Raw genomic sequence first — 25,826 nt, forward strand, 5'->3', positions numbered from 1 at the left:
TTATAAAACTGGCTGAGACTTTGCTTCCAGCGCCGTGTGGATCGCATGAGCCGCCCGCTTTCCGTGATTGGCTGCATCCACGACCATCGCGTCCGTATTCCCTCCGCCAAAGATGACATCGCCCGCGGCGTAGACATGCGGATGAGAGGTTCGATACGTGCCTTCCTCGATCTCCACGATTCCGTTTTTGTGCTGAAGCCCGAACATTTCGATCAAGTCCACGTGCCGCGTTTGCCCGATTGCCTTTACAACGAAATCCACTTCCATTACAAACTCGCTGCCCGGGACCGGCTCCGGACGCCTTCGTCCTTTTGCATCCGGCTCCCCAAGCTCCATCCGCATAAGCTCAATACCGGTCACCCGTCCGTTTTCGCCGATAATCCGGGTCGGCGCTACCAGCCAACGGAATTCCACGCCATCTTGTTTCGCAAATTCATACTCGAACTCGTAGCAGGTCATCTCTTTCTCTGTACGCCTGTAAAGAATCTGAACGAGCTGGGCACCCAGCCGTTTGGAGGCAGTGGCTCCGTCTATCGCCGTGTTTCCCGCCCCGATCACAACCACCTTCTTGCCGAGCATCAGATCCGTAAGCGGTTTCGTTTTCGTATCCTCCACGAGGGAAATCGCATCGAGAACGCCGATCAAGTCTTCGCCCTCGATATTCAGCATCGGGACAGCGCCCATGCCTGCCGCAAGCAAGACAGCTTCAAAGCTCTGCAGAAGCTCCTCCGGTGTCACGTCTACACCGACGCGGGTTCCAGTCTTGATGGTCACGCCCATCTGCTCGATTTGCTCAACCTCCCACAGTGCAACCTCCTGCGGCAAACGGAAGGAAACGATGCCATAGGTGTTTAGCCCGCCGGCCTTTTCTCGCGCTTCGAAAACCGTTACTTCATAACCGAGACGGGCAAGCTCTCGCGCTGCCGAAAGACCGGCTGGACCGCCGCCGACGATAGCGACGCGCTTGCCATTTTGCTCTCCTGCATGAAACAGAATTTTCTGATTTTTTATTGCCCAGTCTGTCGCATGACGCTGAAGCAGCCCGATCATGATCGGCTTGGAGGCGTGATTGAGCACACAGGCACCTTCGCACAGCTCCTCTGTCGGACAGACCCTGGCACAGCTAGCTCCGACCGGGTTTGCCTCCATAATCGTCCTCGCCGACCCGAGCAAATTGCCGGTCGCAATTTTTTTAATAAAGGACGGGATGTCGATTGAGGTGGGACAGGCCTTGATACAGGGGGCATCGTAACAGAAAAGGCACCGGTTTGCTTCGTCTATCGCTTCTTTCGGCTTCAGGGCAGGAACTACTTCTTGAAAGTTTGCCTGCAGCATAGATGCGGTCTTTGTTTCTTCGCGGCGAACGCTCATTATGCAACAACCTCCTCAGGCGTTCTGAAAATTGCTTCCTTGCTATTATCAATGTGGAAAAAAAGCGTTTTATGATTCCTTCATCACCTTTTTTAAATAGGAGGTTCCTGAAATGAAACCGACTTCCCAGGCATGATTGATTTCAATGCAGAATAGGCTGATACCAAAACAAGAATTGAGGGGGATGGCATGAAGGATTACGATCAGCTGATTGCCAGACTCAAGCAGCAAATTGCAGAAGCGATGGACCGGTTGGAGAGATTGGAAGCCGAACGGATTGCTTTTGAAGCACAACGCTCGGAGAGAAAAAACTATGTATCATCGCGCGAGATTTTGGACCTGCTCGCCTCCCGGAGCGGAAGGACGGGAAGCATGGCCTCGATTAAAAGGTGGGCAGACGATGGGCTGCTTGGCACGGTCATCGATGAGCGCGAGGTATTTCCTTTGCTGGCAGGCAAACAGGGAAACAAGCGCTTTCTGTATCCGCGAAAAGAAGTACTGCGCTTTTTGCATGGAAAAGGTTTGCTCGTTCCCAAATTTGACGTCCTGGATCGCGTTCGTCTGGAGCGGAACGGGAAATGGGTTTGTGCGGTCATCACGGCTGTCGCCTTAAGCAAGGCTGATCCTGCAGATGAGCTGTTTGTCTACCAGGTACAGATCGAGGAAAACGGCGAAGTAATAGACGGGGTCACGGAGGGTGCTTTGCAGAAAGCCAATCAGACCTCCACTTCTCTTGCCCGGTCGTAAGGAGGAGTTATGGAAACAGCTGTTATCACGCTCGGCAATACTGTAGAAAACCAGGAATATTCTCGCCAAATTCGCGACTTTCATAAAAAAAAGGGGCAGCCCCTCACTATCCGTTTCAGTGAAGAGCTGACCCATATCATCCTGGAAGCCCCTTGCTTGTACGTACCCGATCGCAACATACTCGGAAAAGAAGCGGTTGTCGAAGGGGTGGTCAAGAAGAATGGCAATCATCTTGAAATTCACCCGCGAAGCAAGGGAAAAACGATTAATTTGCATCTGGATTCGGAACTGGTGAACGAGCTGGAGCAAATACGCCTGAAGGTGGCGAGCAAGACCCAGCACGACGTCATCCTGGAAATGTTCGTTCGCGGACTTCGCGCATACCAAGCCGAACAGGATGACCAGCCCGCAACCACTAAAAAAGAGCGGGGATGAGCTTATTTATAGTCCCCTTTTAAATAGTTGTAAAACGGTTGATCGACCCAAAACTGATACGTTTCCACGCTGGCAGAAGGGTTGATTTTTTTCAATCCGGATACGACTTTGGCCGAATCTTCGTTCAGGGTAAAAGTCTGGGCCAGATAGCGGCCTTTTTTCAGCACATTGTTTGTGATCACCGGATACTCATCCAGCTTTGTCAGGGAATAGTAGAGAGGCTGCCACCAGGACGATTTGAGAAGACCGGTCATATCCTCTTGATTGCGCTTCGCGTATTTCAGTACGAGCGGTTGGAATTTCTCTTTTTCTTCGACCGTGGCAAACTCCAGACTCAGATCGTATTCCTTGGCGTAGGCAATGTGATTGCCGTTGTCGATCGGGACTACTTGATAATCATCCGTTTGTACCGGCTCGCCCCATTCTTTCAAATAAACAAAAGCAGACGTTTTCGGCTCCAACTGTACTTTCGCAGCAATGCCTTCGCTGCGGAGCAGGCCGACCAATTGCACCGCATGGACGATATCGCTATGCCCGTAGGTGATCGTCCGTGCGGGATCAAAGTGGGGATCAAACTGCGTGTCCTTGAGATTGTAACCGGTGATCAGGTTTTGTTTCAGTCCTTCATCTACGGTCTTTTGCAATTCTTCTTTCCTGATCAACTGGGATTCATTCCACGCCTGGACGAGCTTTCCGAAGATGTCGTCGTCGCTGATGGTGCCGAGAAAGTTTTGCTGCTCTCCGTGAAATTCTGCCACCTTGTTCAAGATCTGATAGGCGAGCTCGGCGGATACATTTGCTTCCAGCTTTATTCCGGACAAATCCTTTGCAGAAAGGAACCCGGTGTCAAAGGCGACCGCCACCTCCTGTGCCGCTTCCTTGGCAATCCCTTCGCCTGCTTTATACGTCAAGCCGGCTGCATCCCAGGCTGCGGAGATTTTTTCGTCCGAATACGTATGCGCCAGTTCCTTTAAGTCAGCAGCCTTTACGGAAGCGCTGATTGCCTCCCATGCCAAAAGCTTATTGCTCGTCGAGCCTTTCGGGAAGAAAGAATGATTGGCCCCATCGCTGTTAACCGCTATACTGGAAGAGGCTAGCAGCGTTTCCAAAGCCTTTTCAAACTGCTGTTTGGTAATAGTCCCGGACAAAGTGATTCCGTACCGCTTTGTGATGTAGGCGGCGGCATCTTTGACGGATGTTGGCTGAGGTACTGATGTTTGCACCGCAGTAGCTTGCACCGCCAAAGAAGAAGTGGATGCGGGCGCTGCATACACCTGCGTGCCAGCGGTCACCGCTAAAGCGGTTAGTAAAACTGCCCCCGCGGCTGCCTGTTTGATCGTACGTCCTTTGTTCATGGTTTTCCTCCCCTGTCGAAATGATTAAAACATACAATTCCTATGTATTTACTTAGTATTCATTACGTTGTACCTTATCATGATCCCCAACCCGCGTCAATACCTTTCGCTTTTGCTTGGGACATCTTCCTGGATCTGCCGACCAACTGCCGATAGAGTCTTGTTTGTTCATACATGGACATGATTTGTCATGCCTTTCGATATACACTTTTGGGAGGGACACTTGTGGAATACAAAAGTCATTTCGACTTACCAATTCAACTGATCATGTTTTTCCCGTTTCTGATCCTCCTGGTTCTATACGCGCTAAATATCCTCACCAGTATCTGGGCCTATCGGGACGCTCGCAAACGCGGCAAAAGCAACGAATACGCTTTGCTTGTACTCATTGGAACACTGCTTTTTCCGGTCATGGGTCTGATTGTCTATTTCATCATGAGAAAAGATTCTTGATTCTGAAACCATGAAACCAAACGGCCTCCTTTCCCTTTCTGCTCGTCTTAGGGCAGGTCAGGAATAGGAAGCCGTTTTTGTTATTTGATTGCTTAGGCTAATTCCGCAAACGCTTCACGCAGTACGCGAGCGATGAAGTCAATGTCTTCGCTTGTAGTCGAGAAAGGAGGCGAAAGGGTGAGAACGTTATTGAAGCCCGGTATCGTATCGCCATTTCGTCCGATGATCAGGCCGCGCTGTTTACAGGCTCCGATGACTTTGGTCAATTTGTCAGGCGCTGCCGGTTCCTTCGTTTCCCGATTTTCCACCATCTCGATGCCCATCAGAAAACCGAAGCTCCGAATGTCGCCTACATGCGGATGCTCCTCTAAGAACGACAGCTTCTCCCGCAACTCCTCTCCCAGACGGCCAGCCCTCTCGATCATCTGCTCTTCTTCCATCAGCTCAAGGTTTTTCAGCGCGAGCGCACAAGCCGCCGGATTTCCGCCGAACGTATTGACGTGACGGAAGTGCAGGTTGACTCCTTGCTCGTTAAACTTGTCGGCAATGTCTGCCCGCACCGCGGTAGCCGACAACGGCAGGTACGCACTTGTGATCCCTTTGGCCATGGTCACAATGTCAGGCTTGATGCCAAAGTTTTGATGACCAAACTTTTGACCGGAACGGCCGAATCCACAAATCACTTCGTCGACGATCAAAAGGACGCCGTACTTGTCACAGATTTCCCGCACCTTCGGCATGTACTCCGGCGGAGGAACGATGACGCCGCCGCCTGTGATCGTCGGCTCCATAATGACGGCCGCCACGCTGTTTGCTCCCTCCCAGTTGATGACCTCGTCGAATACCTGGGCACACTCGAGGCTGCAGCTCCCGTAGGACTTTCCGAATGGACAGCGGTAGCAATACGGCGGGGAAACGTGGAGAAAGCCCGGCGCCAGCGGCTCGTATTTTTGTTTTCGGATCGATTGTCCGGTAGCAGCCAAAGCTCCCATCGTATTGCCGTGATAGGCCCGGTGACGGGAAATGAACTTGTACCGGCCCGGCTCGCCGTTCTGATGGTGGTATTGACGGGCGATTTTGAAGGCTACTTCATTCGCTTCCGAACCGCTGTTGGAGAAAAAGACCCGATACTCTTCACCGAGCCACTCGCTCACCTTTTCCGACAGCTTGATCGCTGGCACATGGCTTTGTGTCAGCGGGAAGTAGGCCATCGTTTTCAATTGCTCATAGGCAGCCTCAGCAAGCTCTTGCCGGCCGTAGCCGATATTGACGCACCACAGGCCAGACATGCCGTCCAGGTATTTGTTTCCGTCAATGTCCGTCACCCACGAGCCGCTCGCTTCCGTGACGATCATCGGATTGGGATTGTAGGGCGACATGTGATGCCACATGTGCGCCCTGTCTTTTTCCAGCAGGGATTCCTTTTCCAGCGTATGAGTTTGTTGCTCCTGGCTCATTTTCGATCCTCCCTTTCGTTATTTCACGAATACTTTTTGGGAACCGATACTGGTATCGCCGTCGTCAAACCAGCGCGACGTAATCGTCTTTTTCTTCGTGAAAAAGTCGACGCCGTCTTTGCCGTTGGCATGCAGGTCTCCGTAAAACGAGTTCTTCCATCCGGTGAAGGCGAAGAAGCCCATTGGCGCAGGGACGCCTACGTTGACCCCGACCATGCCGGCTTCCACGCGCTGTACAAACTCCCGTCCCCACTTGCCGTTTTCTGTGTAAATGGTGGCTCCGTTTCCAAAGCGGGATTTGCTGATCGTTTCAAGTCCTTCCTCGAAATTCTTGACCCGCATGACGCTTAGCACAGGCGCAAAAATCTCGTCTCGGACGATCACCATCTCGGCATCCGCCTTGTCAAAAATCGTAGGCCCGAGGAAATAGCCCTCCGGGTTTGCTTTCGCATCCTCCCGTCCATCCCGAACGAGCTCGGCGCCTGCGGAAAGTCCCTGCTCGATGAAACCGTGCACTTTTTCCAAATGCGAAGCGCGAATGACCGGTCCCAGGTCAACTCCCGGCTCTAGCCCATTCCCCATTTTCAAGGCGTTGGACTCTTCGATCAGATGGCGGATCAGCTCGTCTGCGATCTCCTCTACTGCCACGACCGCGCTCGCCGCCATACAGCGCTCGCCTGCACAGCCAAAGGCGGAGCTGACGATGGTTTTGGCTGCTCGCTGCAGATTCGTGTCCGGCATGACGAGGTGGTGGTTTTTGGCCCCGGCCAACGCCTGGACGCGTTTTCCATGCGCTGCGGCTGTCTTGTAGACGTACTCGGCGACTGGCTGCGAACCGACGAAGGAGATCGCTTTCACATCCGGGTGCTCCAATAGCCCGTTCACCACATCGTGAGCGCCGTTGACGACGTTGAATACGCCATCGGGCAATCCCGCTTCCTTTAACAGCTCGGCGATCCGAATGCAGGACAGCGGCGTGCGCTCGGACGGCTTCAAGACAAATGTATTGCCTGCCGTAATCGCGATCGGGTACATCCACATCGGCACCATCAGGGGGAAATTGAACGGCGTAATTCCGCCAACGACGCCAAGCGGAAACCGAATTACCTGGCAGTCGATGTTCCTGGCGATATTCGGGAGCGTCTCACCCATGAGCAGCGTCGGCATTCCTGCCGCAAACTCCACCATTTCAATGCCGCGGAGCAATTCCGCGTGTGCCTCAGGCAGGTTTTTCCCGTTCTCCAGCGTAATCATTTGCGCCAGCTCATCCTGGTGCTCCCAGAGCAGGTTTTGGAAGCGGAACATGATCCGGGCACGATCTACCGCAGGGGTCTGACTCCAGGCCGGAAAGGCAGCCTTGGCCGCTTGCACAGCCTTGTCCACGTCATCCTTCGTCGAGAGTGGTACGCGCGACAGCACTTCGCCTGTTGCCGGGTTGGGGATATCCTCATAGCGCTCCGTCTGGGACTCCACCCATTCTCCGGCGATGTAGTTTTTCAAAGTAGGACCAACTGTTGTTGTACTCATCCTTTCAACTCCTTTGCGCACATGCATGATTGATAATTCTATCTTATCTGAACATTCAACGCGCCATCACTAGACAAACTGACAGGAGTTCGGTAGTATTCATGTTACAGACTGTCTATAGGAGGAGAAGAATGACCAATGAATGGCGCCTGACCGTGGCAGATGTCGTCAAACGTCCTTTGTTTCAGCACGCGGAAGTGGTCGCAGGCAGTCGGGGCTTGTCCCGCTCGGTGCGATGGGTGCATGTATTGGAAGCGGCTCACACTGTTCAATACCTGAACGGCGATGAGCTGATCCTTTCGACCGGACTCGGATTTGGCGAGGCAAAAGAAAAGCGGCTGGCTTATCTCTCCGAGCTCATTTCACGGAAGGCGGTCGGGTTATGTATCGAGCTTGGCGACTACATCCCGCAAGTGCCACAGGACATGCTTGAGCTCGCTGACCATCATGACTTTCCACTGATTGTCTTTCATAAGCCTGTTCGCTTCGTTGACATTACACTGGATCTGCACGAGCATTTGATCAACCGTCAAATGCAGGCGCTTCGCAACCTGGAGACGTATTCCCGCAGCTTGCAGCAGCTCAGTCTGCAGACACAGGGAATTCCGAAACTCTTGCAGCATTTTCAGGCAAGTGTACACACACAGGTGTTTTTTTTCCCCTTGGATGGAAATCCTCTCTACGTCCCTCCCCTGCCGCAGGTTGTTCAATCGGAGCTGTCCGGTTTGATGCGTACGGCCCTGCCGCAAGGGGACGATTCCGTCTCGAGCAGCGGGATCATCGCGCTCTCGGACAAAAAGAAGCTGGTCTACCAGCCCATTATCGTCATGGGACATCTGCTCGCTTATGTCGGCTTGATTCTGTATGATCGGGAAGCCGACGAATACCTGCTATTGACGCTCGATTACACCGTTAGCTCGATGGCCCAAATTCTGATGCGAAAAATGTTTGCCAAAGAGCAGATGCTCGCAGCAGAGAATCGGCTGTTCGACGATCTGATCGCCAACAGACCTTTGCCGGAAGAACAAATACGCTCTCTCCTCGGTTTGTCCGGCAAGAACAAAACACCGGCCTACTATACGCTCTTATTGTCTCTCCATCGGAGTACGGAGGACCTTTCCTCGCCACTCGCACCGCATGAGCTTACCGGCGTATTCCGTTCTTTGCTGACGAGGCTCGGCTTTCGTCCCTTCATCCGCTGCAAAGGAAACCGCTTTTACCTTCTCCTGATCGCACCAACCAATCAAACGGATATTCGCCGAACTCTGGACAAGGCCATGTCCGAGATGAAACGGATGTGCCGCCAGGCCATGGGACCGGATACCGAGGTCCTGTTTGGTGTAAGCCGGCCTGGCGAGAGGCTTTCAGAGGCGGGCCGGCACCTGGCAGAATCCGAGCAGGCCCTGATCTTCCAGCAAGACGCCCACAGCCCCTATTTTGCCGAGCTGGGCTTGTTCCGTCTGCTGTTTCATGTCCCCCAGGAGCCCGTGCTCACGCATTTTATCGATGATTACCTGGGGCCGCTCCTGCGATACGATGCGGAGAACGGGACCCAACTGGCCCAGACATTGCGTGTCTACCTGGATCACAACTTGTCCAAGCAGGAAACGGCTGATCATTTATTCATCCACCGCCAGACCTTGTACCACCGGCTGGAAAAAATCCAGGAGCATCTCCCGGTAGACTTTACGCACCCCAATGAACGGCTCTGTCTGGAAATAGCCTTGCGGGCTCACGAGTGGAAGCACGGGTTGAAATACCACACGCCCCCGAACAAGGCTCAAGACAAAACGGCGCGTCCGCCACGTTAGCGTGATGGGCTGCGCCGTTTCCATCCGTATGATCATTCCGGTTTATTCAGGATAGCTCATCGAGAGTTTATAGGATACCTTCGGGCCGTCTTCAAGCTCCAGTCGTATTTTGTATCGCCCCTTCTCCGGGAGCGGCAGAACGAGGCTTTTCCTCTTTTTTATCTCCTTGATTGCCAGTATATCGCCTTGGGAGTCATACAACGTCAAGCTTAACGACGCATGATTGTTCCAGTCAACATATACTCTCAACCGGCCTTCGCTCTTGGCCCGAAATGAGTAATCGGCATACCTGTCCGACCTTTTGTCATCATGCAGCTTCCCTTGCTCGATATGCTGTCCGCCGCCTTTTTCCTTGATTTTGCCCGTTGTGGCGAGCGCAAATGGCTGTGGACCTTTTGGGACATTGAAGCCTTTTACGCTCACCGTGTACAAGCCTTTTTCCGGTCGGGAAATCCATACTTGTTCCACATTGTTCAAATTGTCCACTTCATCGTCATACGGGTAACGGAAAAAGTCGTTTCCGTTGAACTTCTCTCCGCTGGGAGCGGTTACAGTCAGATCAAGGTTGTTCACCAAGGTTCTTTTCGCTGCCAGAGAAGCCGGATAGTCTGTCCAAGCCAATGTGATGGCAAGCGGCTTGGAGCGGTCGTACACCTCGACGGCAAACATCGCCTCTTCTCCTGTCACCAGACCATCTGTTTCATCTACGAAATCTGTCTCGATCGCCTGCAGGAGGTTGGCCCGCCCGAATCCCTGAAGGCGCATGTCCTCATCGAGATCATCGGCTCCGCTGATCAGCATCGCTTTGATCAGGGCGGCACTCGGTTCATCCAGTTCTTTTTCTTCGAGCAAAAACTGGCGAAGCTGGGCCGCTCCTCCGGCCAGAATTGGTGCGGCCATGCTTGTCCCGCTGTTGTATGCATAGTATTGGTCGAAGAGCTCTTCAAACTCCTCTTCAGGAGCGACCGATGAGCGAGCGGAAAGAATATAGCTCCCGGGTGCGACAATATCGGGCTTCAGCCTTCCATCCTTCGTCGTTCCGCGGCTGCTGAATCCCGCTACAGTATCCGGATCATCCGCCTCATCCCCGCCTACATCCGGTCGGTCGTTCTCGGTAGCCCCTACGGCGATGACATTTTTGGCTGTGGCCGGGCTGCCGATCGTCTTGTAGCCATACTCTCCCTGATTGCCCGCAGCTACCAGGGCAGTCATATCCTTGTGTTCCCAGAGAAACTGGTCAAACAAGAAAGAATCGAGTCCGTAATCGCCGTTATCGTCAGTCCCCCATGAATCCGAGTGAATACGTGCGCCGTCCTCGTAGGCTTCCCCGAGAATGTCCTCGACCTCTCCTTTCAAATACCCCTTTTCCGTCAGCATCGAATGGAAAACCAGCTCCGCCTCCGGCGCCATTCCCTGATACTGTCCATCAGAAGCCTCTCCGCTGCCAAGTGCCGATCCGGCTACATGCGTTCCGTGTCCATCCAGATCACTCGCGTCGCCTTTGCGGCCAATTGCATACAAGCTTTTGATCCTCCCCGTAAAATCGGGATGGAGATCGTCTGGATCGCCTGTATCCAAACCACTGTCGGCGATGCCAATAATCTGTCCTTTCCCGGTAAAGCCGGCAGATTCCAGCTTGTTTGCCTTGATGATTTTTGCAGCCCGATCATTATGCAGTTTTCGCTCCGGCATAGGAATCACGGCAATGACATCTTCTGACTGGATGACCTCCTCCAATCCTTCTCCGCTCATGCGTGCAAGCGAGATGTGCCTCGCATTCTGCAGCGAGTCCACATCACCGATGCTTTCTTCACTCGCCGCCCGATACAGGGTGCGGTTCATGTCCACTTGCTGATCAAAGCCGATCACAGCTACTTCTACCTCATCGGTTGTTCCCAATGACTTGCGAAGAGTCGGCGCTACCTTGTTAACCGGATAAAAAGGAACGACCCTTTTGACAAAATAGAGCCGTTTCAATTTTTTCTCATCGCCCTGTTCTGATAATTTGGCTATAAAGGAATAGTCAGGCAAATAGTCGCCCAGCTCTATACCGATATCCTCTATTTCTTCTTTCCATTCTTCTTCGATGGGCCCCTCGAATTGAATGACGACCAGGTCTGTTTCTCCTCCCGCTTTGGATCGGGAATCCAGAGAAAAGCCTTCCCGCGCTTCAATCTCCAGATCTCCCCTGCGCTCACCTTGTTGCTTGGCTCCTGTCGGCAGCCCGCCGACCATGAGCGACAGAACAAGTACCCCAATCAGTGCCGCATGCCTTTTTCCCCGCAATGAAATGCCCCCTTCTCCCGTCTGATTTTTGAATAACAACATTATACGAAAAGGGTAATAATTGTAAAAGTGTCCCAAGCTTCAGACGGACAAAAAAGCGCAGCAATCCCTGCTGGATCGTGCGCTTCCTGCTTTCTTTTCACCGTGGGCGTTGAGAAAGACTCAAAAAGACTGCGAGTCTCGCTCGGTTATACCAAATGACATGCCACATGATGCTCCGGGCCGACTTCGCGGTAAACCGGCACTTCCGTCCTGCACCTATCCGCAGCAACCGGACAACGGGTATGAAACTTGCAGCCTTGTGGAGGATTAGCCGGGCTTGGAATATCTCCTTTTAGAAAGATTCGCTCTCTCGTTATCGTAGGGTCTGGAATCGGTACAGCCGACAGCAGCGCTTTGGTATAGGGGTGGAGAGGATTTTTGAACAGCTCGTCGCGAGACGCCATCTCCACTATCGAGCCCAGATACATGACGGCCACCGATGAGCAGATGTGCTCTACCACGCTTAAATCGTGAGAAATAAACAGGTAGGTCAGGTTTTGCTGCTGCTGCAAATCAGAGAGCAAATTAATGATTTGCGCTTGAATCGACACGTCGAGAGCAGAAACAGGCTCGTCCAGCACAATAAAGTCCGGCTGCAGGATGAGCGCTCTGGCAATCCCGATCCGTTGTCTTTGCCCGCCGGAAAATTCATGCGGGTAGCGGTCGTAGTGGTACGGTGCCAAGCCGCAAATATTCAGCACCTCCAACACCTTCTCGCGAATTTCTGCCTTCGAGCACAGCCCGTGATCGACGACAGCCTCGCCGATCGCCTCCCCGACTTTCACCCGTGGATTTAACGAGCTGAACGGGTCTTGGAACACATATTGCATTTTGGGTCGCAACTTGCGCAGCTCTTTAGGGGGCAGCTGATGGATATCCCGACCATTATACAGGACATGGCCCTCGGTCTTGTCGTACAGCCTGATAATCGTCCGGCCGGCTGTGCTTTTTCCGCAACCGGACTCACCGACAAGCCCCAAGGTTTCTCCTCTTTTCATGGTAAAACTGATCTGGTCAACCGCTTTTACGTGCCCGATCGTCCGCTGAAACACTCCGGAGCGAATCGGGAAATACTTTTTCAAGTCTTTCACTTCCAGGATGACATCGCTCATTTCGCTCCCTCACCTTCGTACAGCCAGCAAGCCACTTTGCTGTCAGCCCCATCCTTCTGTAAGGCAGGCTGACTTGCACGGCAAATGTCCATCGCATGTTCGCAGCGGTCGCTGTAGTGGCAATTTTCACCCAGACCGATCGGATTGGGGACCTGGCCCGGGATCGTGAACAAGCGCTCTTTTCTTTGTCCGATTACCGGTTTGGCGAGCAACAAGCCTTTTGTATAAGGATGACGCGGATTCTTGAAAATCTCCTTTACCGGCCCTTCCTCGATGACCTTGCCCGCGTACATCACAACCACGTAATCGGCCATTTCCGCAACAACTCCAAGATCGTGGGTGATGAGCATGAGCGACATGTTCCGGTCCTTTTTCAATTGCCGGAGCAAATCGAGAATTTGCGCCTGGATCGTGACGTCCAAGGCTGTCGTCGGCTCGTCGGCAATCAGCAGCTTCGGATCGCAGCTAAGAGAGATTGCGATCATGATGCGCTGCCTCATCCCCCCGCTCAGTTCATGCGGATAGCTGTCAATAATCTGGTCGGCACGGGGAATTCCCACCTGTTCGATGAGCTGGATCGCTTTTTTCCGGGCCTCGCTTTTGGATAGAAGCGTATGCTCGATCAGCGGTTCCATGATCTGGTCCCCTACTGTCAGAACCGGATTCAGCGACGTCATCGGCTCCTGAAAAATCATGGCGATCTCATTGCCGCGGATCATTCTCATTTCGCTTTCCTTGATCTTCAGGAGGTCCCGGCCTTCAAACAAGATTTCTCCGCCCACGATCTTCCCTGGAGGGGAAGCGATCAACCGCATCAATGACATGGCGGTGATGCTTTTTCCGCACCCGGATTCACCGACGATGCAAACCGTCTCTCCAGCTCGGATGGAAAAGCTGACGTCATTCACAGCTTGTACGACACCGGCTTCTGTGTAGAAATACGTTTTCAAATTGCGAAATTCAACAAGTGTACTCGACATATGCAGCTTCTCCTACCTTTTCTGTTTGGGATCAAAGGCGTCCCTCAATCCGTCACCGATGAAGTTGATCGAAACGACGGTAAGCAATATGCACACCCCAGGCGGAACCCAGAGCCAGGGCCTGTTCTGGAAGTCAATCATATTGTTTGCTGCCGAGATCATCTGTCCCCAGGACGGGGTAGGCGGTACTACGCCAAGACCGAGAAAGCTAAGCGTAGATTCGAGAAGGATCGAGTTTGCTACACCCAGCGTCGCCGCAACGATGATGATGGGTACCGTATTGGGCAGCAAATGCCTGAAAATTTTCCGTCTGTCCCTCAGCCCGAGCACTTCGTTGGCCAGCATGAATTCCTGCTCCTTCAAGCTGAGTACCTGGCTTCTGACGAGACGCGAAAGACTCATCCAGGCGATCATTCCGACGATGAACATGACCAGATAAATCCGCTTGTCCGGCGGAAACTTCAAATCAGACAGAATAGCGCCAAGCGCCACGAGGATGGGCAGCGTGGGAATCGCATAAAGAATGTCTGCCAGGCGCATGATCACCGAATCGACAAAACGGCCGTAATAGCCCGCAATGGCTCCCAGCGTCCCGCCGACCAAGACGATGATCGAAGCGGCGACGATCCCCACCAGCAAGGATACTCTTCCAGCTTCCATTGTCCTCAAAAGCACATCCCGGCCGAGCTTGTCCGTCCCGAGCCAATGAGTTTCGTTCGGCGGAAGATTGGCGTTTCTGACCGAAATCTTCGCGTCCAGATGAGAAGAAAAATAGGGACCGATAAACGAAAACAGAAACATCAGCGTAAGGACAATCATCCCGGCCAAAGCCATCTTGTTTTTGAACAGACGGCGGAAGGCACTGCGCCACGGGGAATCGGGTTTGATCTTTTTGGCTTTGAGTTCGACTTGGACGTCAGCAATATTGTGGCTCATCTCTATCCCCCCTACCTGTTCCGGACCCGCGGGTCTGCTACGCCGTACATCAGATCAGCCAGGATATTGGCAACGATCGTCAGTACAACCAGCAGCATCGTAAAGCCCATCAAGAGCGGGTAATCCCTTTGGAAGATTCCGTCCAGCACAACCCGGCCGATGCCTGGCCAGTTAAAGATGCGTTCGGTAATGATCGCCCCGGAAAATAAACCGGGAATTTCGAGGGCAAACAGGGTAATCAAAGGCAGCAATGCATTTCGCAGCGCGTGTTTGAAAATGACGACGCGCTCCTTCAATCCCTTGGCTCGGGCTGTACGAACGTAATCCTGCCTGATGACTTCCAGCATATTGGTCCGAAAGTATCTGGTCAGCGAGCCGATATTCAGCAAGGTCAAAACAATGACCGGCAATGCCAGATGTTTCATCACGTCCCAAAAATCGGCCCAGCCGGTAAGGGTGCTCCCTGTCGACCGCATGCCGCCCAGCGGGAATATCTGATAATCGACGGCGAAGAACTTCAGCATAAGCAATCCCAAAAAGAAGGATGGAAAAGACATCGCCATAAAAACAATCAGCGTGACTGCAGAATCGTAAATCGAATATTGTCTCAGCGCGGCCATAATGCCGACGATGGATGCAATGATCCATTGCAGCACCAGAACGATGATGGCAATCAGAAAGGAATTCCACATAAATGTGTTTATCACGCTCGTCACGGGCTGGCGATGCAGGACAGATTCGCCAAAATTTCCCGTGAGCAGATTGCCCATCCAGGTGAGATACTGCTTGTAGAGAGGTTGGTCAAGCCCGTGCAGGGCGCGTATCTCATCGAGCCGCTCCTGGGTCATATTGGCGTCAGCCGACATCTGGGTGACAAAGTCGCCAGGTGCCAAGGTAAAGACGAGAAAGACGAGAATAGAGGCGCCGATCAGGGTCGGGATGCTTTGGATAAGTCTGCGGATAAGGAGCTGCTTCATGATTTCCTCCCCTCTTATGCAAGCAATATGCTCAGCATAGCGCCGAGCATATTGCGAATTGGTGAAATTATCAAAAATTTTTAGTTAATTTGAACTTCGTTTAGTGACTCTGAGAAGTATTTATAAGGAGAAATCACAAAGCCGGAAAGTCTGGAGCTGATCGTATTCAAATTGTAGCGTTGGTACATAAAGAGCACCGGAATATCGTCATTGATGATCTCGTATGCTTCCTGGTAAATCGCTTTGCGCTTGGCCTGGTCAAATTCTTTCAGACCAGCCTCAAGCAGTTCATCCACTTTGGGGTTGGAGTAGGCGTCTTTATTCGATCCGCCTTTGGAGTGGAACAAGCCGTATGGATCAGGGTCTGTGGAAAGTCCAACGGCCAGGAACGCCATTTCGTGCTCTCCCTTGTTGCGTTTGTCGATGACAGCGTTGAATTCCAGTTGTTCGGCGATAAATTCAATCCCCAGTTCCTTGTAGTTCTCTACCGCAATCGGAATCAGGGCATCATTCACTTCATTTGGAGTCGATGCGGAGAACTGGATCGTGAACTTTTGGCCGTCCTTGTAACGGTAGCCGTCGCTCTCCAGCTTCCAGCCTGCCTCATCGAGGAGCTGTTTCGCTTTTTCCGGATCGTAGCTGTACTTCGTCAGCTTGGACTCGTCCGGATAACCCCACGAAAGCTTGGATTGCGGCACGTCAATGACTTCTGCATACCCTTGCGAATACGCGTACACCACTTCTTCGCGGTTCAATCCGTACATCAGTGCTTGTCTGACGCGTTTGTCCTGGAACTTCGGCAGCTTGTGATTGATCGCAATATAGCCATATCCATTGTTCAGGAGCATGTCAAGATCGACAAATCCCAGTTCCTTCAATGCTTCAACGTTGTCTGCATTTACGGAAATCGAGGCGTCAAAGTCGGTTGCACCCGTTTTCAGGCTTTGAATCTGCGTTTCCGCCGTCGTTGACTTGAAGATCAGATTTTTGACTTTCGGAGCGCCCTTCCAGTAGTTTTCATTCGCTACGAGACGGACTTCCTGTCCAGGGATAAACTCCTTCAGAATATATGGCCCGCTGCCCATAGGCTTCTGATGCAAGCTCTTGATATACTCCAGATTTCCTTTGGCGAAATCTTTTCCGTAATAGTGCTTGGGCAGGACAAAAATCTCAGTGCCGAGCAACAGCAAAGTCGTTGCGTTTGCTTCTTCCACCTGAACTTGAATCGTCTGTGGATCAATTACTTTTACGCCCTCGAGGCTGGTTGCGTTTCCATTTTTGTATGCGTCTTCGCCTTTGATTTTGGCCTTTGACAGGTTCGACCTGCCGTCGTATTTGGGGTCCAACAGGACGTGATAGGCGAACGCGACATCCTCTGCCGTTACGGGCTTGCCGTCGGAGAATTTTGCTCGTTTGTCGATATGGAACGTATATGTCAATCCGTCGTCGGAAATCTCCCATTTTTCCGCAAGTCCCGGAATCACAGTGGCATCTTTTGCTACCGACAGCAATCGTTCGGTTACTGCTTCAATCACATACCGGTCATAGACTGTGTTGTAAAACCAGTAGTTGAAAATGCCTTGCGGGTCTGTGATGCCGAGCACCATCGTATCTGTGCGCTGCTTCGCAGAATCCGGCACTTTCGAAGGATCTGTCGCCTTGATATAGCCCAGCTCTTTCTTTTCACCGGCTTTCGTTTGCTCTTGCTGGTTTTGCTCTGATTGGTTCGGTTGCTGCTGATTTTGTTCCGTCGGCTGTGCTGCAGGCTGGGTGCAAGCGGACAGAAGCAGTGCCCCGGTAAGCAGGGAGCACAAGAATAGAGAAAAAGACCTTTTCTTCACTTAATTTCCCCCTTTTTGAATTTTCTCATAACATTTCCATTATAAGCTATAATCTGGAAATCAGAAAGGATATTCTTGTTGATAAAAATATGTCTTGTAGAAATGTGTCCTTTGGGGCTAAAAATAGAAAAAAAAGAGAGACGAAAGTCCCTCGCAATGAATCACTCTATGTTTTCGTTTGCATCCCCTGTCGCTAAAAACAACGGGGCAAAGTCTTCCCATTCCAGCATGCTCAGCGTATCGCGTGTCCATTCCGCTGCCTGCTTGCTCGTTAATCTTACCGCTTGATTTTGCATCGCTTCCTGAACGAGATTTTGGACGAGCCTGCCGTTCCCGTGCAGCTGATGGCTTGCGGCTGCCCGCTCCAAATAAGTCCGGATCGTTTCCACCGTTTTGTCGTGAACCAGATAGCCCCTTTGATATACCGCCAGCCGGAGCATTTGCACCAATTCATCCGTAGTGTAATCCGGGAACGGAATGTACTTTTTGAAACGCGAGTAAAGTCCCGGGTTGCTTGCCATAAATCGCTGCATTTCCAGAGGATAGCCTGCGAGAATGACCACCAGATTTTCTTGGTGTCTGGTCATTTCCTCCACTAACGTATGGATCGCTTCATGGCCAAAATCCGTTTCGCTTCCTTCGGCCAAAGCGTAAGCCTCATCGATAAACAGGACACCGCCCAACGCTTCGCGGACCTTCCTCCTGGTCAATGCCGCCGTCTGGCCTACATATCCGGCAACCAGATCAGCCCTGCCAACTGTAACCAGATGTCCGCGTTTCAAGTAGCCGATTTCTTTCAACCTTTCGGCATACAAGGCCGCAACCGTCGTTTTTCCGGTTCCCGGGTTCCCCGTGAATACCGCGTGGAGTTCAATAGGCAAGGCAGGCAGCCCGATCGCACTGCGCTTGCGCTGAACGTCCACAAACGATGAAATCTTCAACAGCTCCGCCTTTACTTGCTCCAAGCCGATCAAATTGGATAGCTTTTCCCAGGCACTATCAGACTTCTGCTCGCCCCGCTTGGGCAGAACATCCTCCTGGCTGAGAATGGTAAAATCATGCCAATCCAGCTCTTTTTCACCATCCACCTCTCGTCCTTTGGCAAAAATGGCGTCCAGAACAATGTTTTGAACCGTACGGGCATTGCCAAAGGTATGGTCTACCTGAGCCTGTTCGATACGCTCCCGGAGAGCAGTGCGAGTTTCTGTTGTCAGCGTAAAATCATTGCGGCTCGCGACTTGCTCGGCAATGAGCAGAAGCTCTTCCGTACTGTAATCGGGAAGAAGAAAATGTCCTGTTTCCGGAAAGCGGCTGCGGAGTCCGGGATTAGCGTACAGAAACTGCCGCATTTCCTCGGGATAGCCGGCCATCATGACGACAAAACGGCCTGCGTACTCGCCGCCGGTCATCGCTGCAACCAGCGTATCGATGGCTGCCTGCCCGTAATCGCTGCCGGAGCTGTCCGGCCGCTTCAGGCTGTAAGCTTCATCAATAAACAAGACGCCGCCCTCCGCCCGTTTTACGGCATCCATCACCTTCTGCTCTGTCTGTCCCACGTATGCCCCCACCAAATGAGAGCGGTCCACCTCGACGACGTCTTCGCGCTCCAGCAAGCCAAGCTCGTGATAAAGTCTGGCGATGAGTCTGGCCAAAGTCGTTTTCCCCGTTCCCGGATTGCCCATGAAAACGAGGTGGAGCGGAATTTGGTCCCGCATATGCCAACCTTTCTCCTCCCGCATTTGGCGATAGCGGAGAAAGTTTGCCAGCGAGCGGACCCGATCCTTGATTTCCTGCAAACCGATCAAAGCTTCCAGCTCTTCCAGCGCAGAAAGTTTCCCTACCGGCTCGTCAGCGGCATCAGCCTCGTTATTTGTATCAAACAGTGCCGCCCTCTTTTCGTTCTGAGCAGCCAATGCCCGTATCGCTTCCTGCAGAGACGCAAGTGATTCACCGGAATAAAACAGCCCGCGCAGGGAAGCAGCGTACTCCTCTGCACGCTCCAGCATTACCTCTAGCAGCCGCTTTCTTTCTGCGTACAAAGCCCCTAGTACGGCCAATCTCTCAGCCGTTTCGCTTTCCCCGACCCGTCTTGCAGCTTCCCCGGCTTCAGCCGCCAGTTTGCGCCACCCGTCCAGCTCCACCAGCTCTGCTCGGCCTGCTTCCTGGAGAATTTCCAAGTTTTTGCGTCGGCTGACAGCGTTATCAGTCTCGCGCACAGATGGATAGCCTTGCTGAAACCGATGTTCTTTCAGTTGCAGCTCGTACAGCCGAAGACGGCATTTCAGAGCCAATTCAAAGGAGGGATCCAGCGAGATCGCTCTGTCCAGCCACTCCGCCGCCAGCGTATGGCCTCCCGGCTTTTTCATTCGCTTGGAGGCAAGCAATGTCAGAACGACCGCTTCCGCTTCGCTGGTACGAGCAAATTGACCGTTTTTTCGCAAATCCTCGACCAATTGCAGCGCGGACAGAAGCTCACCCTCTGTCACTTCTTTTGTATCATGAGGTTGGTCCCGCCACATCCATATTTGTTTCAGACTGTCCGGTACGTTCTGTTGCTGCATCGAAGGTCCTCTCCCATCCGTACAATCAGTTTCACCTCCTGTTGTATCATATTTTGAGCAAAGTGAAAAGAACAGGAACCTTTGGAAGGCTTTATTCCTTGATATTGTCTGCTGAATTGTACTGATACAGGTCGTGGAAACAGAGAAAGACAGCCTGACTCACGAAGAGCGGCTGCCAGTCATTTTTACCTTGACGCTATATATCGATATGACCCAGTTCCACGTCAGCCTGGAAATGGGCTTTTGCCGCTTTAAATACATCCTCCTCGGAATCCGCAGCGATTTTAAACATCGTGATCAGCTTGTCTCCGCTCAGCACCTGAACATTGTACTGGGCGTCTCCGTCATATGTAGCGGCAAACTGGTATTCCCTTCCGTTCACTTCTATACATTGTTCCATTGTCGGCACACCTCCTGCTATAGTGTGTCACGATTCGATTTCCATCATGTCGAGTCCCTCTATTCTTGTAACATGCGAAACTTTCATAAAGGTGCAAACATAAGCATTTTCACCCAAAGAGGGCTGCCGATTTTTGCCGATCAGTATAACACTCGATTTTTTTACAACCAAAAATAACCTCTACCATATAATCTCTATTATGTAAATACAATTATGTACAAATATTTGAATATTCTGTTAAATTAACCTTATTAGTTTACTTTCATAAACATTAATGGTAATAATAGGTTATGGTAAAAAAGGAGGTAATGAATGTGAAGAAACTTTCAAGGTTTACGGCGACTGCTTTGCTGTCGGCATCTTTATTAATCCCGGCTAATGCACTTGCAACCGACAATCAATCGACCTCAGACACGGTGACTCCCGCCTCTACTACTGTCAAAATTTTAGAAGTATTTTCACTCACTAAAGATTCATCTGCTGAATCAGTTTACTTCTATGTCAATACACCTGGAACTGTAGTATTTAATACAACTCAGAATAATAAAAGTTATGACTCAAGTGTTACTTATTTAATTGTAAGAGATGAAGCTGCTGGTTGGTCTACTACTTGGGGAGGAGCTAGATTTGAAGGAAATGGTTCTTTCCAATTCACAAGTAGAGAGCCTCTGCCTGTCGGAGCCTATTATGTGAAGGTATCAAGTAGACAATATGGCAAAACAGCTATCACACTGACTGCTACCACTCCATAAAAAATTATGTTAGTAAGAGGTTGTCCATTGGACGGCCTCTTATTACTTTTATACTCAGTTTCTCGTCAATAAGACGCTTGGCTATGGAATTGCAAAACGAAAAAAAGTGGAATATAGGAACTTTTAAAACCTCAACCTATGAAAAGTACATAATTTCAACTTTGCCGATAAAATTAGAACAATGATTAATGATGATTCACTTCCTTATAGACCAATCTAGTACATCGATTGTTATGTTTCATGACAGCTACCAGTGCTGTGGGAAACTTTTCCTGCAACAGTTGAACCTATTGATGCACATCCAATCGTACAGAAATAATACGCGTCTGTATTGATTTACCTAAGATAGGATACTGGGCATCGTCTATACATGGTATAATTTGGTCGAAATGATCTTGAGTTAAAGGATGATTTTATGGATGTTTTTCCACCCTTGTTGGTTAGCTTTATGCTTACCGTCTTACTATACAGACTCAACAAATACAGGCTTACTCGATATAACCGTGAAAATATCGGGATAGCATTATGTAGCCTGCTTATAAGCTCCTATATTAAGACCAAACTTGTTTTTGTAACCATAACTGTTATTTTCGCAATCTTGTTGGCATCTTTTATTTGGGGACTTGCTAAGGAACTATAGAGATTGTTCGAACAAGCATGTCTGTGACGACATCATTAGGGGCAAACGAATAATGTACGTAAACCGTGTCCTTCATAGCACATATATGACTTCATTGTAATAAGTCCGCTGAAATATCCTTATACGAATCCTTTTTTGCTACATCAGCAGTTTGAAAAGATTAAAGACTACATCCATAAAGGGGGCAACCATGAAACTTGAATACTTGTTCTTTACCCTTTCTTGCTCTATTTTTTTGTACTGGATCGTCACCAATGCTTTAACAACCTCTGATCCATCTATTACGTATTTCTTATCTTTAATAGCTTCCCAACTCTTGATACGACCTTTATATAGCTTCAAACATGCTAAACCTCATGTACAGAGTCACCATGATGGAAAAGAGTCAATGGAACGTAATTGAGATTCTATTCCCGGCTTTTTTCTGTTCGCTCACTCGTGTACTCTGTACTAGAGGAGTGATTGTGTTGGAAAAATCATTTTACTATCCGGTCCCTTGGGGTGACGTTGCCTTTTTGAAAGAAGCTTTGATTGCCATGGAACTGCCTTTTCGTATTGAACAGCCTTCCGTTCGATTGCAGTTGGCACCTGGTGAAGTGGCGATTGTATTCAGTGATATGCATATGAGAGATTACAACGCTGTTCGGGAGCTGTTTGGAGATCATGGGAAGCGTTATCCACAGTAGGCTGTTACCCTCCGATCCAGGTTGGTCGCTGGCACCACTTTTTTCTCCCTCCATTCCGGCTATCGCGTACGAGAAAAACCCGAGACCTTTCACAAACTAGATCCTCTCTCCCCATATTTTCCGCCGCAGCAGAGCATGGACGATAAAAGAAATCCCACTCAAAATTGTGCTTGCCCGCCCCATAAAGGTTTTCCAGCTTTTCTTGATCGATCGATGCCGCCGTTTGGATACTCCTCCACACACCTGTGCACATTAATGGTATTGAGGAGGTGACCAATTCATGGTAAAACGAGATGAACGAGAAACACCTGCAGCTATGACCATTAATCAAGCATCTGAAGCCATTCAAAGCACTTCTCCAGACGAATCTGCTGCAATTGAACGAGAACAAAATCAAATGTTCTCGGCTCCTGGGGAGCGTGCAGCGGAAAACGAAAACCCAGCCGATTAATAGCTTGCCTTCACCTAAAGGTGGAGGCTTTTTAACTTTCTTTCATTTGTAGTATGAGACAGCTAAGCAGCTCTCTCCCATACTTATATTGAATTCTAAGAATTTATTGGCATTTTACTACCAAATATTAACTAGTCTGTAAAGATAGAACACCAAACAATTATGAACATTATATGAAATTTAGCTTTTTAGTTTACAGCATAATCACAAAATGGTAATAATAGGGTATACCAAATTTTAGGAGGGTCCTGAATGAAAAAAGTAGTTTTCAGCCTTCTCAGCGTGGCATTAGCCTCTAGTGTAGCCGTTGTTGCCTCAGCAAGTGAGTCCACGACTAATGCTGTTATCAAACCACAAGCGATCTTCTTGGATAGGGAGCCGAACAACAAAAGAGCAGACGCTAATCTGTTTGTTATAGCTGACGGAAGTCAAATTTCTGGATCATTGGGCAGGGATGATGCCGCGGACTGGTTTAAATTTACTCCCTTGACCTCTGGAAAATATCGTTTTATTTTTTCTCATTCCTCTTCGCAATATTATGAATTGACTTTACGTGGTGATGGAGTGGGAACAGTTGCAACAATTACGTATGATAACCCAAATAAGTATTTTGATGTGACGGTAGACGCAGGCAGAGATTACTATATCGCTGTCGAATCAGTATTAACCAACTTAAATGCAGATACAAGTTATGACATTTACACCGTCAAAATTGACTAAAGATAAAAACCACTCAGGAGCAGCCTGAGTGGTTTATTTTCTAGTTGTAACTACTTATATAACAGCCTCTCACCACACTAATATCCTGCAAAAAAAACTGATGTTTCCTCCATCTCCCTAAACACTTTCTCTCAAACATCAAACCCTTCCCGCTATCTGTTCTGCTCGCCGATCAGTCGCTTTTCTCCCGCTGCCAAGTGTCACCGTACACACGCCTGCAATGACCAGGACGATCCCGATACACTGGACCCAGGTCATGCTCGAGCCGTAAAAAAGAACGGCGATCCAACAAGCATTGATCGGCACCAGGTTCATGTAGATGCTGGCTTTGCTGGCTCCGAGACGGTGAATACCCTGATTCCAGAGAAAAAAGGCGAGAATCGTCGCGAAAATCGTCATATAAGCCATTTCTCCCCATGCTTGACCGGACATGTGCGGTACACGATCCCAGCCGCCCGCTGTAAAGGACCATACGATGAGAAAAAACGCGCCTGCCATCGTTGTCGACGCAGTTGTCAATAACGGCGATACCCCTTTCATCACGACCTTGCCGATCAAGCCGTAAAGCGCCCAGCATAGGAGCGCCGACAGAAACAACAAATCACCTGCATTAAACGACAAAGAAGTCATCGCTTCCCACGAGCCCTTGACAATCACGAGGAAAACGCCGGAAAGCGACAACAGCAAGCCAATCCCAAGCTTCTTATTCCACGATTCCTTTAAAAACAAGACAGCCCCCAGCGTAATCAATACAGGGGAGTTCGCCATAATCAATGACCCGTTAATCGCCGATGTATAGGAAAGTCCGATAAAAAACAACGCATTGTAGGCGAACACTCCTGTGACTGACATTAACAAAAGGCCCAGCCAATGTTTTTTCATTTCCGCCACCTGCCACTCGCCGCGCAGAAGTGTAAAGACAAAGAGAATCAGACCGGCCGTTCCAAAACGAAAAGCGGCTGCGGTTATCGGCGGAACTTCCGTGATGACGTGCTGGGCCGCCCCGAAAGCCCCTCCCCAGAAAAGCGGAACGGTAAACATCCAAATGTATATGCTCCAATCTTTATTGGCTGTTTCGGTTTTCACTTCCGTTATCCCCTTTGCTGATCCGCCTTTTTTGACTGCTGCTATCCTGCTCCGCTCGTACCAACACCTCATACACCTCTTGCATCGGGCGCAGCCAGTTTTGTCTCATGATTGCTGCAGCCGTTTCACTGTCCCGATTCTCAAACGCGCGGATCATCCGTTCATGCTCAAGCACCGATTCTGTTTTGGACCCCACGGGTTGTTGCAGAAATACGTATTTCAAGCGGCGCACGTGGAGTTGCAGGATGGATGAAAATTGCGTAATGTACGGGTTGTCCGCAATCTCCAAGATCAAATCATGAAACTGCTCGTCATGCTCCATCGCTTGAAACAACTGCTCCTCTCCGATCGCAGTCCGGTAATCGTTATTGACATCGACCAGCCTGCGGATATCTCCGGTCGCTATTTTCCTCGCAGCTTCTTCGGCAGCCAGTGCCTGAAGAGCGGCAAGCGGCGGGTATATTTTCGGCACGTCCTCTTTGGTAATGGTCGTGACTTTGGTTTCTCTGCCAGGGTACGTCTCGATGAATCCCTGGGTCTGGAGCAATTGCAGCGCTTCTCGGACCGGCGTCCGGCTGATTCCCAGCGCTTCCGATAACTCTGCATCGAATAATTGCTCACCCGGCTCCAGTGTTCCATCAATGATCCAGCGCTGGAGTTGGTGAAATGCTTTTTCTTTTGCAGACATCCGTACAGGTGATTGATATCCTCTCGGGATTGGCATGTGCTTACACCCTCTTTCTGATTTGTCAGAAATATATCGCATATATATTTCATTGTCAAGAACATGAGGACATTTCCGCCATGAAAACATCTCCTTGGAATGCAAAAACCCCCGGTGTCGGGGGTTCTCACGCGAAAGCTGCGCTTTTTTTAGACAGGTGAAAATTGTGAAAGGACGGTCGGCTGACGGAGCTCAGAACCGTTTGGCAAAGCGATGACCAGCGTGCCAGTTCCATCTCCTCCATCATCCTCCCAGCGGAATCCAAACGTCAGTTTCTTCGCTTCCGTTCCGTCTGAAAAAGCCGCCAGCAAGCTGCCCATCGTCTCGGGCAAAATCGGCACGGCTACCCGATTCCCTTGCTCATCCGGAATGGACAGGAGCTTGGGCGCATCTGCGAAATACTGAACCGTATCAGCGAGCAGGGATACTTGCTGCTGAGTCAATTGCGATACAAACGCTTCAAAAGGCACTCCCAT

At 50.5% G+C, this 25,826-nt stretch carries 23 protein-coding genes; 8 read left to right on the forward strand and 15 right to left on the reverse strand.

What is annotated here, in order from left to right:
- Complete coding sequence (locus EDM54_RS13220) at nucleotides 1–1,371, reverse strand: NAD(P)-dependent oxidoreductase (protein WP_172920488.1); 1,371 nt, start codon at nucleotides 1,369–1,371, stop codon at nucleotides 1–3.
- A 189-nt stretch (nucleotides 1,372–1,560) separates the two neighbouring features.
- Between EDM54_RS13220 and EDM54_RS13225 the strand changes: the two genes are divergently transcribed.
- On the forward strand, nucleotides 1,561–2,118 hold the full coding sequence (locus EDM54_RS13225) for a hypothetical protein (protein ID WP_003385643.1): 558 nt from the start codon (nucleotides 1,561–1,563) through the stop codon (nucleotides 2,116–2,118).
- A 9-nt stretch (nucleotides 2,119–2,127) separates the two neighbouring features.
- Complete coding sequence (locus EDM54_RS13230; protein WP_003385644.1) at nucleotides 2,128–2,553, forward strand: hypothetical protein; 426 nt, start codon at nucleotides 2,128–2,130, stop codon at nucleotides 2,551–2,553.
- A 2-nt stretch (nucleotides 2,554–2,555) separates the two neighbouring features.
- Here EDM54_RS13230 and EDM54_RS13235 read toward each other — a convergent pair whose 3' ends face one another.
- Entirely contained in the window at nucleotides 2,556–3,908 is a 1,353-nt protein-coding gene (locus tag EDM54_RS13235; protein WP_122958322.1) for a hypothetical protein, read from the reverse strand.
- Between the two features lie 225 nt (nucleotides 3,909–4,133).
- Between EDM54_RS13235 and EDM54_RS13240 the strand changes: the two genes are divergently transcribed.
- The gene (locus EDM54_RS13240; RefSeq protein WP_003385646.1) at nucleotides 4,134–4,361 is read left to right on the forward strand and encodes a PLDc N-terminal domain-containing protein; all 228 of its coding nucleotides are present in this window, start codon (nucleotides 4,134–4,136) and stop codon (nucleotides 4,359–4,361) included.
- Nucleotides 4,362–4,453: 92 nt separating this feature from the next.
- Here the strand turns inward: EDM54_RS13240 and EDM54_RS13245 are convergent, their stop codons facing one another.
- Both EDM54_RS13245 and EDM54_RS13250 read right to left on the reverse strand, forming a co-directional pair.
- Nucleotides 4,454–5,818, reverse strand: coding sequence for an aspartate aminotransferase family protein (locus EDM54_RS13245; protein WP_024984172.1), 1,365 nt, complete (start codon nucleotides 5,816–5,818; stop codon nucleotides 4,454–4,456).
- An 18-nt stretch (nucleotides 5,819–5,836) separates the two neighbouring features.
- Nucleotides 5,837–7,345 carry a CoA-acylating methylmalonate-semialdehyde dehydrogenase gene (locus EDM54_RS13250; RefSeq protein ID WP_024984171.1) on the reverse strand — a complete coding sequence of 503 codons (1,509 nt, stop codon included), beginning with the start codon at nucleotides 7,343–7,345 and terminating at the stop codon, nucleotides 5,837–5,839.
- A 131-nt stretch (nucleotides 7,346–7,476) separates the two neighbouring features.
- On the opposite strand from EDM54_RS13250, the gene EDM54_RS13255 reads away from it, so the two are divergent.
- Nucleotides 7,477–9,156 carry a PucR family transcriptional regulator gene (locus EDM54_RS13255; RefSeq protein ID WP_024984170.1) on the forward strand — a complete coding sequence of 560 codons (1,680 nt, stop codon included), beginning with the start codon at nucleotides 7,477–7,479 and terminating at the stop codon, nucleotides 9,154–9,156.
- A gap of 42 nt (nucleotides 9,157–9,198) precedes the next feature.
- On the opposite strand, the gene EDM54_RS13260 is transcribed toward EDM54_RS13255, so the two are convergent.
- The 8 genes from EDM54_RS13260 to EDM54_RS13295 form a co-directional block, all read right to left on the reverse strand.
- Nucleotides 9,199–11,442, reverse strand: coding sequence for a S8 family serine peptidase (locus EDM54_RS13260; protein ID WP_122958323.1), 2,244 nt, complete (start codon nucleotides 11,440–11,442; stop codon nucleotides 9,199–9,201).
- 188 nt (nucleotides 11,443–11,630) lie between these two features.
- On the reverse strand, nucleotides 11,631–12,596 hold the full coding sequence (locus EDM54_RS13265) for an ABC transporter ATP-binding protein (protein WP_122958324.1): 966 nt from the start codon (nucleotides 12,594–12,596) through the stop codon (nucleotides 11,631–11,633).
- Nucleotides 12,593–13,576 (reverse strand): ABC transporter ATP-binding protein, encoded by a 984-nt coding sequence (locus tag EDM54_RS13270; RefSeq protein WP_024984168.1) that lies wholly within the window; start codon nucleotides 13,574–13,576, stop codon nucleotides 12,593–12,595. Before EDM54_RS13270 ends, EDM54_RS13265 begins: the two co-directional genes overlap by 4 nt.
- 12 nt (nucleotides 13,577–13,588) lie before the next feature.
- Nucleotides 13,589–14,512 (reverse strand): oligopeptide ABC transporter permease, encoded by a 924-nt coding sequence (opp4C, locus tag EDM54_RS13275; RefSeq protein WP_003385654.1) that lies wholly within the window; start codon nucleotides 14,510–14,512, stop codon nucleotides 13,589–13,591.
- A gap of 11 nt (nucleotides 14,513–14,523) precedes the next feature.
- A complete protein-coding gene (locus tag EDM54_RS13280; RefSeq protein WP_003385656.1) occupies nucleotides 14,524–15,489 on the reverse strand; it encodes an ABC transporter permease in 966 nt (321 codons plus the stop codon).
- An 80-nt stretch (nucleotides 15,490–15,569) separates the two neighbouring features.
- On the reverse strand, nucleotides 15,570–17,330 hold the full coding sequence (locus EDM54_RS13285) for an ABC transporter substrate-binding protein (RefSeq protein WP_003385657.1): 1,761 nt from the start codon (nucleotides 17,328–17,330) through the stop codon (nucleotides 15,570–15,572).
- A gap of 161 nt (nucleotides 17,331–17,491) precedes the next feature.
- Nucleotides 17,492–19,891: an AAA family ATPase gene (locus EDM54_RS13290; protein WP_122958325.1), complete on the reverse strand. Its 2,400-nt coding sequence runs from the start codon at nucleotides 19,889–19,891 to the stop codon at nucleotides 17,492–17,494.
- Between the two features lie 196 nt (nucleotides 19,892–20,087).
- On the reverse strand, nucleotides 20,088–20,291 hold the full coding sequence (locus EDM54_RS13295; protein WP_122958326.1) for a hypothetical protein: 204 nt from the start codon (nucleotides 20,289–20,291) through the stop codon (nucleotides 20,088–20,090).
- Between the two features lie 314 nt (nucleotides 20,292–20,605).
- Between EDM54_RS13295 and EDM54_RS26225 the strand changes: the two genes are divergently transcribed.
- The 4 genes from EDM54_RS26225 (at nucleotide 20,606) to EDM54_RS13315 (ending at nucleotide 23,540) form a co-directional block, all read left to right on the forward strand.
- Complete coding sequence (locus tag EDM54_RS26225; RefSeq protein ID WP_141334190.1) at nucleotides 20,606–21,043, forward strand: hypothetical protein; 438 nt, start codon at nucleotides 20,606–20,608, stop codon at nucleotides 21,041–21,043.
- A 1,104-nt stretch (nucleotides 21,044–22,147) separates the two neighbouring features.
- A complete protein-coding gene (locus EDM54_RS13310; protein WP_232425920.1) occupies nucleotides 22,148–22,369 on the forward strand; it encodes a hypothetical protein in 222 nt (73 codons plus the stop codon).
- 280 nt (nucleotides 22,370–22,649) lie between these two features.
- A complete protein-coding gene (locus EDM54_RS26470; RefSeq protein WP_161785217.1) occupies nucleotides 22,650–22,820 on the forward strand; it encodes a hypothetical protein in 171 nt (56 codons plus the stop codon).
- A gap of 252 nt (nucleotides 22,821–23,072) precedes the next feature.
- Nucleotides 23,073–23,540: a hypothetical protein gene (locus EDM54_RS13315; protein ID WP_003385664.1), complete on the forward strand. Its 468-nt coding sequence runs from the start codon at nucleotides 23,073–23,075 to the stop codon at nucleotides 23,538–23,540.
- A 138-nt stretch (nucleotides 23,541–23,678) separates the two neighbouring features.
- Here EDM54_RS13315 and EDM54_RS13320 read toward each other — a convergent pair whose 3' ends face one another.
- From EDM54_RS13320 to EDM54_RS13330, 3 genes are all read right to left on the reverse strand, one after another.
- Nucleotides 23,679–24,626 (reverse strand): DMT family transporter, encoded by a 948-nt coding sequence (locus EDM54_RS13320; RefSeq protein ID WP_003385666.1) that lies wholly within the window; start codon nucleotides 24,624–24,626, stop codon nucleotides 23,679–23,681.
- Nucleotides 24,604–25,350, reverse strand: a complete 747-nt coding sequence (locus EDM54_RS13325) for a GntR family transcriptional regulator (RefSeq protein ID WP_081607691.1) — start codon at nucleotides 25,348–25,350, stop codon at nucleotides 24,604–24,606. The genes EDM54_RS13320 and EDM54_RS13325 overlap by 23 nt, the downstream gene beginning before the upstream one ends.
- Before the next feature lie 149 nt (nucleotides 25,351–25,499).
- A complete protein-coding gene (locus EDM54_RS13330) occupies nucleotides 25,500–25,826 on the reverse strand; it encodes a hypothetical protein (RefSeq protein WP_024984160.1) in 327 nt (108 codons plus the stop codon).

Origin of the sequence: Brevibacillus borstelensis (assembly GCF_003710865.1) — a bacterium.
Classification (GTDB): domain Bacteria; phylum Bacillota; class Bacilli; order Brevibacillales; family Brevibacillaceae; genus Brevibacillus; species Brevibacillus borstelensis.